The following is a 12,191-nucleotide window of genomic DNA, read 5'->3' as shown; positions in this document are numbered from 1 at the left end:
TCCGTCATTTCATTGCGTTGGGGAATCATGAGCAAGTCGGCAACTGAAGTCATGCAGGAGATCATCTTCTCTGCCGTCATCGATGCGATCACGGCCCTGAAAGCTGGTTCTGGAGGCATGCAGAATGCACTGCTGCGCGATCTTAATACCGTGCATGCCAACACGACCTTCGCGGATTTGCCCAAGCCCCTGCAGGCGGCGATCGGCGAGAGCGTCCGCTCCGCTTTCACGAAACTCTTGAAGGAAGGCTATGCGGTGTCCGACCGCAAGCTTGCCCAGAGTGACCCGCGTCCGCCGCGTTCCCAAGATCAGCGTCTTCGCCCGCAGGCGCCACGCCGTCCCGGCGGCAATCCCGGCCCGCGCCGGGGGCCGAGGACGCCGCGCTGATCAGCTTACGCTGACGAAGCTGTCGAGGACGCGTTTGCGGCCGGCATGTTCGAAATCGATTTCGAGCTTGTTGCCCTCGATCTCCGCAACGGTGCCGTAGCCGAATTTCGCGTGGAAGACGCGCTGGCCGAGTGAAATGTCGGTGCGACCCGGATTGCCGAGGCTGATCGCGCTGGCACGCGCTTCAATCACACGCGAAGGGCTGCGATCGAAGCCGCCCGTCGTGGCGGCGCGCTGCCAGCCCGGACCGCGACCAGTACCGCGCGCGACGTCCGCGAAGGGATCGGCGCGTTCGGACCAATTGGCGCGCCACAGGCTTTCGCCGCCCGTCATCGTCGTTTCGCTCGTCACATGCTCGTCCGGCAATTCGGCGACGAAGCGGGAGGGGATGGAACTCGTCCACTGGCCGTAGATGCGGCGGTTGGCGGCGTGGATAATGAAGCACTTACGCCGCGCCCTTGTGATCGCGACATAGGCAAGGCGCCGTTCTTCCTCCAGGCTGTTGAGCCCGCCCTCGTCGAGCGCACGCTGAGAGGGGAAGACGCCCTCTTCCCAGCCGGGGAGGAATACGGTGCCGAATTCCAGCCCCTTGGCCGCGTGGATGGTCATGATGGTGACCTTGTCCTGATCCCCCGCCGCGTCATTCTCCATGACCAGGCTGACATGTTCGAGGAACGCGCCCAAAGTCTCATATTCTTCCATGGCGCGGGTCAGTTCGGAAAGGTTTTCGAGGCGGCCCGCGCTTTCGGCCGAGCGTTCGGCCTGGAGCATGGCGGTGTAGCCGGACTCATCGAGGATGAGGCGGGCGAGCTCAGCATGAGGCAGTTCGTTTAGACGCGAGCGCCAGCGGGCGAAATCGCCGACGAGGTTGCCAAGTGCGCGGCGAGCCTGCGGCGTCAGCTCGTCCGTGTCGAGCATCTGCGCGGCGGCGGAGAGCAAGGGCGTTCCGGCAGCGCGGGCGAAGCTGTGGATCTTCGCCACGGCCTTGTCGCCGAGGCCGCGCTTGGGCGTATTGACGATGCGTTCGAAGGCGAGGTCGTCGGCAGGCTGCGCAATGATGCGGAGATAGGCGAGGGCGTCGCGAATTTCGGCGCGCTCGTAGAAGCGGAAGCCACCGACGATGCGATAAGGCAGCCCGATCGCTATGAAGCGGTCTTCGAACTCGCGGGTTTGGAACTGGGCGCGGACGAGGATGGCGACATCGTCCAACCGCTCGCCCTTGCGCTGGAGGGTTTCAATCTCCTCGCCGATGCGGCGGGCTTCCTCCGGTCCGTCCCAGACGCCGATCACCTCCACCTTTTCGCCGGCGTCAAACTCAGTCCAAAGGGTCTTGCCGAGACGCGAGCTGTTCTGGGCGATCACGCCGGACGCGGCGCCGAGAATGTGCGGTGTCGATCGGTAATTTTGTTCGAGGCGGATTACCTTGGCACCTGGAAAGTCGCGTTCGAAGCGGAGGATGTTGGCGACTTCCGCGCCGCGCCAGGAGTAGATGGACTGATCGTCGTCGCCGACGCAGCAGATGTTCTTGCGCTCCTGCGCGAGCAGGCGGAGCCAGAGATATTGGGACTGGTTGGTGTCCTGATATTCGTCGACGAGGATATATTTGAAACGTTGCTGGTAGTTTTCAAGAACATCGCGATGCTTCTTGAAAATGGTCAGCATGTGGAGGAGGAGATCGCCAAAGTCGCAGGCGTTCAGCGTCCGCAACCGCGCCTGATATTGGCCGTAGAGTTCCGCGCCGCGTCCGTTGGCATAAGCCTCGCTTTCGCCCGCATCGATTTCCTCCGGCGTCCAGCCCCGGTTCTTCCAGCGGTCGATAAGGCCCGCCAGCTGCCGCGCGGGCCAGCGTTTCTCGTCGAGATCGGCGGCTGCGATAAGCTGTTTCAGGAGCCGAAGCTGGTCGTCGGTGTCGAGGATGGTGAAGCTCGATTGCAGACCGACAAGCTCGGCATGGCGGCGCAGCATCTTGGCGGCGACGGAGTGGAAGGTGCCGAGCCAGGGCATGCCCTCCACTGCATCGCCGACGATACGGCCGACGCGCTCCCGCATTTCCCGCGCCGCCTTGTTGGTGAAGGTGACGGCGAGGATTTCCGAAGGCCAGGCGCGCCGCGTGGCAATGAGGTGGGCGAGGCGCGCGGTGAGCGCCGCCGTCTTCCCCGTGCCCGCGCCGGCGAGGACCAGCACCGGGCCTTCCGTTGTCAGCACGGCGTCGCGCTGCGGTTCGTTAAGGCCTTGGATATAGCCGGGTTCACGGGTCGTCTGAAGATCGGTCACGGGTGAACAGTTAGGGAACGGGACAAGGGAACTCAACTGCTAACTCCCTCTCCCATTTGGCGAGAGGGCGGGGCCCGCCGCGAAGCGGTGGGAGGGTGAGGGCGAGCCTTCCGGCATCGATCACCCTCACCCTCACCCCAACCCTCTCCCAATGGGAGAGGGAGCTAGGCGCGGCGGAGCAGATGGATATGCGCCTTTCCGAAGCGACGCTCGGTTTCCAGCGTGAAGGCTTCGGGAACGGCGAGGCCTTCGCCTCCCGTCTCGACACTGACCCAGCCGCCGGGTGCAACCCAAGCGGGATCGGCGATGCGGGCGAGAGCCATGTCGGCCAGACCCTTGCCATAAGGGGGGTCAAGGAAGACGAGGTCGCGCGGCTGCGATGGCGGCGCGATATGCTCGACGCCCTGCTGTCGCACATCGGCGCGTTCGCGGGCGCCGAAGCGATCGATATTGGAACGCAGCGTTTCGAGGGCGCTTCGATCATTTTCGACGAACAGGCAATGACGGGCGCCGCGCGAGATGGCTTCGAGGCCTAGGGCGCCTGTACCCGCGAAAAGATCAGCGACAGCGAGGCCTTCGAAGCTGCCGATGCGGCTTGCGAGCATCGAGAAGAGCCCTTCGCGAGCGCGGTCGCTGGTCGGGCGCGTGCCGCGCCCTTCCAGGTCGGCCAGCGGACGGCCACGCCAATCGCCTGAAATGATTCTCATTTTCGGCCGCGACCCCCGCGTGGCGGCGCGCCGGGCCGGTTAGGACGGTCGGGATGCGCTGGGCGCGCACTGCCCGGCTTCGCCGGAGGGCCTTCGGACGAGCGCGGACGGCTGCCGGGCCTGCCAGGATCGGCTTTGGGCGCACGGCGCTCGCCAGCGGGGCTTCGTGCCGGGCGAAGGACGGACGGGCCCGTCGGACGGGGCGGCCTTGACCGCGCCGCGCGTTCGCCGGTGGCGGGCGCACTCGTCTTGCCCTCGCTCATGCTTTTCTTGAACGCAACGAGGTCATGTTGGCGGATTTCGTCGACCATGCCCACGGGCAGGTCGTCGAGATGGAAGGGGCCATAAGAAGTGCGGATCAAACGCGAGACCTGAAGGCCGAGATATTCGAGGACGCGCCGCACTTCGCGGTTCTTGCCTTCGGTCAGCTTCATCTCGACCCAGCCGTTGCGGCCGGTGCGGCGTTCGAGGTTCGCGTCGATCGCGCCATAGCGAATACCCTCGATTTCCACACCGTGAATCAGTTCTTCCAGTTGCTCCTGGCTGACGTCGCCAAACACGCGGGCGCGATAGGTGCGCTCGACGCCGGTGGAAGGCAGTTCGAGCTGCCGCTTCAGCTCGCCGTCCGTGGTGAGCAGAAGCAGACCTTCGGTATTCATGTCGAGGCGGCCGACCGGCATCAGGCGCGGCAGGCCCTTCGGCAGCCGATCATAGATGGTCGCACGCCCCTTCGGATCGCGGGCCGCCGTCAAAACACCGGTCGGCTTGTGGAAGCGGAACAGACGGGCGGGGGCGGGGGCTTGCACCGGCTGGCCGTCCACCGTGACGCCGTGAAGCGAGGTGAGAAGGGTGGCGGGCTTCTCAACCGCGACGCCATTGATGGCGATGCGCCGCTCCTCGATCATCCGCTCGATGTCGCGGCGGGAGGCGACCCCTGCGCGCGCGAGCAATTTGGCGATGCGTTGCGGCTCCTTGGGGGAACGCGAATTGGACAAGGCAGCCTCCGTAGGGCGAAATCTATTTGCGCCCAGACGATTGCCGCCATGGACACCGGTGCCCCTTCGCTCGTTACGCGAACAGATCGACCGCTATTCTAAGTTGGTGCCCATATAATGCTGTTCGGAAAACGCGAAAGAACAATATGTCGGATCCTGGTGGTGGAGGACGAACCTTTGGTCGCCTTCGACAACGAATACCGGCTTGCCGATGCAGGTTATGAGGTGGTCGCAACGGTCGACAATCTCGTGGACGCGGAGCGTGTGATTGAGGCCGAGGCGCTTGACTTGGTCTTGAGCGATATCCGCCTGTCCGGCGAGGGTGATGGGACGGATGTAGCCCGTGCGGCCGCGGCGAAGAGCGTGCCCGTGCTGTTCGTAACGGGCAATTGCCCGGTTGAGGCACAAAGCCTCGCCGTCGGCTGCCTCGTTAAACCCTATACCGATAAGGAATTGAAGGCCGCGCTAGAGGCGCTCGACCGGAAGCTTGCTGGCGAGCCGGTGAAGAAGGTGCCTGCAGGCCTGAGTTTGTACGACGCCTCCTGATTGCATAACGGAATAGGGCTAGCCGGAACGCTTAACCACGTTACAACCACCGGCATGAATGAAGCCGTCGCTGAAGCGCCTTTGGGTTGGCGCAGCCGCTTGCCGGAAGGCATCCGTCCCTATGTCGAAAAGGCGCCGATCGCGGCATTCTTCGTAGGCGTGTCATCCGGTTTTCCCTTCGCGATGATCGGTGCGACGCTGACAACGCGGCTGGCGCAGGAAGGAATCACCAAATCAACGGTGACCGCCTTCACGCTCGCCTTCCTGGTCTACAATTTCAAATTCCTCTGGGCGTGGATCATCGACGGGGTACGCATCCCTGTATTGCACCGGCTCGGCCAGCGCGTGTCATGGCTGCTGGTTGCGGGCGTCATGGTGATGGCGGCGGTCACAAATCTCGCCTTTCAGGATCCTTCCGCGAACATCTTCCAGACGGCGGTGGCGGCGATCTTGGTCGGCTTTGCAGGTGCCACCTTCGACATTGTGATCGACGCTTACCGGATCGAACTGCTTGAGCCGCGCCAACTTGGCGTGGGCTCCGGCATGTCGCAATATGGCTGGCGGATCGGCTCGGTTTCGGCGGGCGCGCTGGCTTTGGTGCTCGCGGCACGCGTAGGGTGGGAAGCTGCCTATCTCGCCTGCGCGGCCTTCGCTCTACCCGCCATGCTCACCGGCCTGATCGTGGGTGAGCCGAAGCGGCACCGGGAGCCCGCCCCAAAGGGGGAGGGGCGAACACTGGCGGCGATCGTCGGCCCGTTCGCGGAATTCTTCCAGCGGAAGGGTGCGCTCATCGTCCTGCTCTTCATCTTGCTGCACAAGATCGGCGACACGCTGGGGCAGCTCGTGCTGCGCCTGCTGCTCAACGACATGGGCTATACGAATGACGAGATCGCGGCCTGGGACGTGGGCGTCGGCTTCTGGGCCTATCTCATCGGTATTTTCGTCGGTGGCTGGCTCTACGCGCAGATCGGGATGAAAAGATCGGTGCTGATCGCCCTCGTGCTGATGGGCGTCTCCAACGCCTCCTATGCGATCCTCGCCGGAGCGGGGCATTCGAATATGGGTCTCGCCTTCACGCAGGGCTTTGAGAATTTCGCCAGCGGCATCGGCGGAGTTGTCGTCGTCGCTTATTTCTCGGCGCTGACCGACCTGCGTTTCACCGCCTCGCAATATGCGCTGATCTCAGCCGCGGCCAGCATCGTCGGGCGCGTGCTGACCGGAACGACGGCGGGCGCGATGGTTGAGGGGATCGGCTACGTCAATTTCTACTGGCTGACGACCGTGGCAGCCGTGCCCGGCATCTTGCTCTTCTGGTGGATGATGCGCAGCGGCCTTGTCGATGCCTCTGTCGGCACGGCGGGCAAAGTTGGCGAAGGTGATGCGCGCAATGGTGAGCAAAAAGATCGATAAGCCCTTACCCAACCGCCGCTAGTCCTGAGCCTGTCGAAGGGCGGTTCCAGCTCGCCCCGGGCTTCGACAAGCTCAGCCCTAGCGGGTATTTAGGCCGGCACCTCATCATTCGCCTTGAGGACTGTGCCGGCGAGATACAACGAACCCATGATTAGGACCGGAGCAGTACCACCTTCCAAGCCGATGCGGGCAAGGGCACTTGCGACGTCGTTTGCAGGGCTGGCCCCAAAGCCCGCTTCGATGGCCGCCGCCGCCAGCGCTTCGGGCGCATGATATTCGTGGCCGGGGACGGGCACCGTATGGAAAGTCACACCCTGTCCCTCGAATGCCTCCAGCACGCCTGTCGCATCCTTGTTCGCAAGGAGGCCGAGGACAATGCGGAGCGGTTGGCCTTGGAAATGATCGGCGATGACGCGAGCGGCCGCGGGGTTGTGGCCGCCGTCGAGCCAGAGTTCCGTTCCCGCGGGCAGCAGCTCGTGTAGGGGGCCGGGGCTTAAACGCTGAAGGCGCGCTGGCCACTGCGCGCCCGACATGGCGGCTTCCAGAGCCTCGGGCGGGATGGCGAGGCGATCCTGATGCCGGACCATGGCGATGGCGAGCGCTGCGTTCATCGCCTGATGCGTCCCGGCAAGGTGCGGGAGCGGGAGATCGAGGGCGCCCCATTCATCGCGGTATGCGAGGCGCTCGCCGCGTACCTCGGCGTCCCAGGCGCCGCCGCGCTGTAGCCACGCCGCGCCTGCTTTCGCGGCGACCTCACGGATTGGTTCGGCGACATGGGGTGAATAAAGCTGGGTGACCAACGGAACGCCCACTTTGGCGATGCCCGCCTTTTCCGCTGCCACCTGCTCGATGCGATCGCCGAGGAATGCTTGATGGTCCAGGCCGAGCTGGGTGATGCCGCAGGCAGTGGGGGCGGGGAGGACGTTGGTGGCGTCGAGGCGGCCGCCCAATCCCACTTCCACGATGCAGGCGTCGGCAGGCGTGCGGGAGAAGGCAAGGAAGGCGGCGGCGGTCGTCACTTCGAAGAAGCTGGGCGCGATACCCTCCGCGACCGACAGAACCTCGTCGAGCAAATCGGCGAGGTCCGCATCCTCGATTAGCGTTCCGGCAAGGCGGATGCGTTCGTTGAAGCGGACGAGGTGGGGGCTGGTGAAGACATGGACCTTGAGGCCCGCCGCCTCCATCGCCGCGCGGAGGAAGGCGCAGGTCGATCCTTTACCGTTGGTGCCCGCGACATGGAAGACGGGAGGCAGGCTCCGCTCCGGATTGCCGAGGCGGGAGAGGAGGGCGGAGATGCGCTCTAGGCCCAGCACGTCCGCGCCCGGGGACAGGAGGGTGAGGCGGTTGAGCTGGGCCTGGACGCGCGGATCGTCGGAGGTGGCGAAATCTGGCATTATTCGTCACCCTGAACTTGTTTCAGGATCCATTTCAATCTTCCGCGCCCTGGTCGAAAATGGATGCTGAAACAAGTTCAGCATGACGAAACGATCACGCCGCCGCTTTCTGCGGCGTCAGATACGCCACCAGCTTCGCCAGCCGTTCGCGCAGATCCTTACGGTGCACCACCATGTCGACCATACCGTGGTCGAGCAGATATTCGGCGCGTTGGAAGCCTTCGGGAAGCTTTTCGCGGATCGTGGATTCGATCACGCGCTGGCCCGCAAAGCCGATAAGGGCGCCGGGCTCCGAAATCTGGACGTCGCCGAGCATCGCGTAGGAAGCGGTAACGCCGCCCGTCGTCGGATCGGTGAGGACGACGATATAGGGCAGACCCGCTTCCTTCAGTTCCGCGATAGCGACGGTGGTCTTGGGCATCTGCATGAGGGACAGGATGCCCTCCTGCATGCGCGCGCCGCCCGCTGCGGTGAAGATGATATAGGGGCAGCGCGCTTCGATCGCCGCGCGGGCACCCGTGACGAAGGCGGCGCCGACGCCCATGCCCATCGATCCGCCCATGAAGGCGAAATCCTGGACGCCGATCACGGCCCTCTCGCCCTCGATCGTCCCGCTGGCGTTGATGAGCGCGTCCTGCTCGCCCGTGCTTTGGCGGGCGGCCTTGATGCGGTCCGTATATTTCTTGCTGTCGCGGAATTTCAGCGGGTCTTCGCGCACCTGCGGCTGCGGCAGGGTCGAATAGCCCGGATCGAAAATCTGCTCGAAGCGCGCACGCGGGCCGATGCGGCCGTGATGGTCGCATTTCGGACAGACGGAGAGATTCTCCTGATATTCCTTGGTGAACACCATCGTCCCGCATTCGCGGCATTTGTGCCAGAGATTGTCCGGCGTCTCGCGCTTGGGGAGGAACGGGATGGATTGGCGGACGCGGTTGAGCCAGCTCATGCGGGTTCTCCTTCTGGCGCGCCGGATAGGGGGGACAGGGGCGGTTTGTCCAGCACTTGAACGAAAGAGGGCCGGATCGACCGGCCCTCTCGCATCAGAAATTACTCGCGATTGCGCTGGGGAGGCGGGACGGTGATCTTCACGACTTCGCCGGAACGGCCCGGAAAGTTGGTGAACATCGCTTCGACGAGGTTCGGCACCAAGGTCTGAAGCTCGTCGGTCCGCGAACGCGCCCGGGCCGTGCCTTCGAACAGTGGCTCATTATTGGCCGTCCGTTTGATGTCCATGTCGAGGAAGCTCTCATAGACTGTGTAGCTATAGACTTCCCGGTCGAACGGATCGCCCCAGAACGGGTCGTGCCAGCCATAATAAAAGGGGCTGCGATAGCGATGGCCGAAGTAACCGAAGCGCGAATAATAAGGGCGGCCCCAGTCATATCCATAATCGAAGCCTGTCCCGACGCCCGGACGGGTGGCGATCTTCTCACGGCCCCGGTCGACGCCATAATCCAGCTCGACTACGAAAGTCGCGGCCTGCGGGGAGGCGGCTTCCGTATAGCCCTGATCGAGCAGGTTGCGACGGACGAGGCCCGCATATTGCGAGAATTCCAGGCTGCCATTCTTGTCGGGATCTGCCGCCTGTACCACGAAACTTTCACCCTGCGGCGCGGGCATCGCCTGAAAGCGTGAAACCTGAGCGGGAAAGCCGGTCGCGCAACCGCCGAGCGTCAGAAACGCTGCGGATGCGGCGACCAGAAGTAGTTTCTTATTGAAGGACATAGGGCGCCTCTTGAACTCTAACTGGCTGTTGCGGCACGACTTTTGCACCGATTTGGCTTAACTGATGCTGAAGATAGTGCCTTGTCGCACACATTGCACGTTTGATCGGCGTGAAGGAAATGTTGTGCTCCGGCGAAGGCCGGAGCCCAGTCGTTCCGCCGGCGCTGCTGGGCTCCGGCCTTCGCCGGAGCACAATGAGGTTCAGCGCGGCAGCCCTACCGCCTTATATGCAGCCTCAAGGGTCGGGGCGGACAGCAGCCGAGCCTTCTCGGCGCCCTTCACCAGAATCCGGTCGATTTCCGCCGGATCTGCGCGCAGCGTTTCGAACCGGTCGCGGATTGGTCGGAGCGTCTCGACCGCAAGGTCGGCAAGGCAGGGCTTGAACGCGCCGAAGCCCTGGCCCGCAAATTCGCCCAGCACGTCCTCTGGCGCGCGATCGGCAAGGACGGCGAAAATGGTGACGAGGTTCTTCGCTTCCGCGCGGCCTTCAAGCCCCTCCATCGTCTCGGGCAAGGGCTCCGGATCGGTCTTCGCCTTCTTGAACTTTTGCGCGATCGTGTCGCTGTCGTCGGTGAGGTTGATCCGGCTCATGTCGGACGGGTCGGATTTGGACATCTTCGCGCTGCCGTCACGCAGCGACATGATCCGCGCGCCCGCCTTGCCGATCAGCGGCTCGGGCACCGTGAAGACTTCGACACCGTAATCGGTATTGAACTTGGTTGCGATGTCGCGGGTGAGTTCCAGATGCTGCTTCTGGTCTTCGCCAACCGGGACGTGCGTCGCCTGATACAGCAGGATGTCGGCGGCCTGGAGGACGGGATAGGCATAAAGGCCGACGCTCGCATTTTCGCGATTCTTGCCGGACTTTTCCTTGAACTGCGTCATGCGATTGAGCCAGCCCATGCGTGCCGTGCAGTTGAGAAGCCACGCCATTTCGGCATGGGCGGGGACGCGCGCCTGATTGAACAGCACCGTCTTGCCGGGATCGATGCCGCAGGCGATGAGCGTCGCCGCCGCCTCGCGGATCGTGCGGGCGAGCGTCGCTGGATCGTTATAGACGGTGATGGCGTGCAGATCGGCGAGGAAAATCAGGCATTCCTGCTCGTGTTGAAGCTCCGTCCAGCGTTTGATCGCACCCAGATAGTTGCCGAGATGGGGCTCGCCCGTGGGCTGGATGCCGGACAGGATACGCATTTAGCTGACTTTCTTGCGCTTCAGAAGGGTAAGGATGTCGTCGCGGTTCATCGCGCCGATAGTCCAGGCGACGGCAAAATAGACGATGCCGCCCACGCCGACGAGCGCCATGACACCGAACAGGCGCTCGATGACCGATCCGTCGAAGAAACCGGCGAGCAAGGTGCGCGCGCCCCAGAGTGCCGCGCCCATGGCGAGGCCCGCCGCGAACTGTCGCGCGATCCGGCCCCAGAGCCAGCCCTCGATCCGGAAATGCCCCCGGCGGCGCAGGATGACGTAGAGGAGGACGCAGTTGATCCACGAGCAGAGCGCGATGGCTGCGGCGAGGCCGTAGATTCCGAAGGGCGGAATCAAGGCGAAGTTGAGCGCGATATTGGCGGCAAGGACCACCACGGCCGTCTTGACCGGTGTCTTGGTGTCGTTGCGTGCATAGAAGCCCGGGGTGATGACCTTCACCAGCACATAAGCGGGAAGTCCCATGACGATGATCGCCAGCACGTTACCGGTGATCGCGGCGTCTTCAGCCGTGAAGCGTCCGCCCTGGAACATCGCCGCGACCAGCGGGCCCGCCACGACGGCGAGGGCGAGGGCCGCGGGGATGCAGAGGAGCATGGAAAGCTCCACCGCTTGCCCCTGCACGCGCGCGGCCTCGTCCGGCTCTCCCTTCGCGATGAAGCGGCTGATCTGCGGCAGGATCGCCGTGCCGAGCGCGGTGCCGATCACGGAAAGGGGCAGCTGATTGAGGCGATCCGAATAATTCAAATAGGACATCGATCCTTCGGGAAGCCGCGTCGCGAAGAATGTGTCGATCAATTGGCTGATCTGATAGACGCCCGCGCCCAGCGTCGCCGGGATCACCACGACAAAGAACTGCTTCACGCTCGGCGTGATTTCGGGCTTGCGGAGGCGCAGTGATACGCCCGCCTTACGCGCGCTGTTCCAGACCAGAACGAGCTGCATGACGCCCCCGATCGTGACGCCGATGGCGAGCGCCAGCGCCGTCTTCTCGCCGCCGACGGGCACAAGGATGAGCGCGGCCAGCATCGCGATATTGAGAAGCGCGGGCGCGAACGCCGCCGCAGCGAACTTCGTCAACGAATTCAAGACGCCCGAAAAGAGCGAGACGAGGCTGATCAGCAGTAGGTAAGGGAAGGTGATCCGGGTCAGAAAAACGGTCAGGTCGAATTTCCCGGGTTCGTCGGCATAGCCCGACGCGATCGCCCAGACGAAGGCCGGCATGATGAGTTCGAAGATGACGGTGAAAACGAAGAGGGTGGGCAGGAAAACCGCCAACACCTCTTCGGAGAATTTCTTCGCTTCCTCAAGGCCGCCCGGGCCATGGTAGCGCTGGCTGAACAGGGGCACGAAGCCCGCCGAGAAGGCGCCCTCCCCGAACAGGCGGCGGAAGGTGTTGGGGAGGCGGAATGCGACCAGGAAGGCGTCGGCCGCGCCGCTAGCCCCCATGATACGGGACATCAGCATCTCGCGCGCGAAGCCGAACACGCGGCTGACCATGGTGAGGCCGCCAATCGTACCGATCGCCTTATGGAGGTTCATGC

At 63.8% G+C, this 12,191-nt stretch carries 10 protein-coding genes and 1 pseudogene; 3 read left to right on the top strand and 8 right to left on the bottom strand.

Going from position 1 to position 12,191, the window contains the following annotated elements; translation table 11 throughout:
• The first annotated feature begins 27 nt into the window (after nt 1-27).
• Complete coding sequence (locus tag C7I56_RS05555; RefSeq protein ID WP_106639473.1) at nt 28-387, top strand: hypothetical protein; 360 nt, start codon at nt 28-30, stop codon at nt 385-387.
• Here C7I56_RS05555 and C7I56_RS05550 read toward each other — a convergent pair whose 3' ends face one another.
• The 3 genes and pseudogenes from C7I56_RS05550 to C7I56_RS05540 form a co-directional block, all read right to left on the bottom strand.
• Complete coding sequence (locus C7I56_RS05550) at nt 388-2,661, bottom strand: ATP-dependent helicase (protein WP_106639472.1); 2,274 nt, start codon at nt 2,659-2,661, stop codon at nt 388-390.
• A gap of 164 nt (nt 2,662-2,825) precedes the next feature.
• Entirely contained in the window at nt 2,826-3,368 is a 543-nt protein-coding gene (rsmD, locus tag C7I56_RS05545) for a 16S rRNA (guanine(966)-N(2))-methyltransferase RsmD (RefSeq protein ID WP_106639471.1), read from the bottom strand.
• Between the two features lie 248 nt (nt 3,369-3,616).
• Nucleotides 3,617-4,450: pseudogene (locus tag C7I56_RS05540) on the bottom strand (pseudouridine synthase); the annotation flags it as partial.
• A gap of 30 nt (nt 4,451-4,480) precedes the next feature.
• Here C7I56_RS05540 and C7I56_RS05535 point away from each other — a divergent pair.
• Nucleotides 4,481-4,909, top strand: coding sequence for a response regulator (locus tag C7I56_RS05535; RefSeq protein ID WP_106639470.1), 429 nt, complete (start codon nt 4,481-4,483; stop codon nt 4,907-4,909).
• 54 nt (nt 4,910-4,963) lie between these two features.
• Nucleotides 4,964-6,319: an AmpG family muropeptide MFS transporter gene (locus tag C7I56_RS05530; RefSeq protein ID WP_106639469.1), complete on the top strand. Its 1,356-nt coding sequence runs from the start codon at nt 4,964-4,966 to the stop codon at nt 6,317-6,319.
• Between the two features lie 89 nt (nt 6,320-6,408).
• Here C7I56_RS05530 and C7I56_RS05525 read toward each other — a convergent pair whose 3' ends face one another.
• The 5 genes from C7I56_RS05525 to murJ form a co-directional block, all read right to left on the bottom strand.
• Nucleotides 6,409-7,713, bottom strand: a complete 1,305-nt coding sequence (locus C7I56_RS05525) for a bifunctional folylpolyglutamate synthase/dihydrofolate synthase (protein ID WP_106639468.1) — start codon at nt 7,711-7,713, stop codon at nt 6,409-6,411.
• A gap of 94 nt (nt 7,714-7,807) precedes the next feature.
• Nucleotides 7,808-8,659: an acetyl-CoA carboxylase, carboxyltransferase subunit beta gene (gene accD, locus C7I56_RS05520; protein ID WP_106639467.1), complete on the bottom strand. Its 852-nt coding sequence runs from the start codon at nt 8,657-8,659 to the stop codon at nt 7,808-7,810.
• 101 nt (nt 8,660-8,760) lie between these two features.
• Complete coding sequence (locus tag C7I56_RS05515) at nt 8,761-9,438, bottom strand: DUF4136 domain-containing protein (RefSeq protein WP_106639466.1); 678 nt, start codon at nt 9,436-9,438, stop codon at nt 8,761-8,763.
• A 201-nt stretch (nt 9,439-9,639) separates the two neighbouring features.
• Complete coding sequence (gene trpS, locus C7I56_RS05510) at nt 9,640-10,632, bottom strand: tryptophan--tRNA ligase (protein ID WP_106639465.1); 993 nt, start codon at nt 10,630-10,632, stop codon at nt 9,640-9,642.
• Nucleotides 10,633-12,189: a murein biosynthesis integral membrane protein MurJ gene (gene murJ, locus C7I56_RS05505; RefSeq protein ID WP_106639464.1), complete on the bottom strand. Its 1,557-nt coding sequence runs from the start codon at nt 12,187-12,189 to the stop codon at nt 10,633-10,635.
• Nucleotides 12,190-12,191: the final 2 nt, after the last annotated feature.

This window comes from Allosphingosinicella vermicomposti (genome assembly GCF_003012815.1).
Lineage (GTDB): Bacteria > Pseudomonadota > Alphaproteobacteria > Sphingomonadales > Sphingomonadaceae > Allosphingosinicella > Allosphingosinicella vermicomposti.
This window is presented reverse-complemented; position numbering and strand designations above follow the sequence as displayed.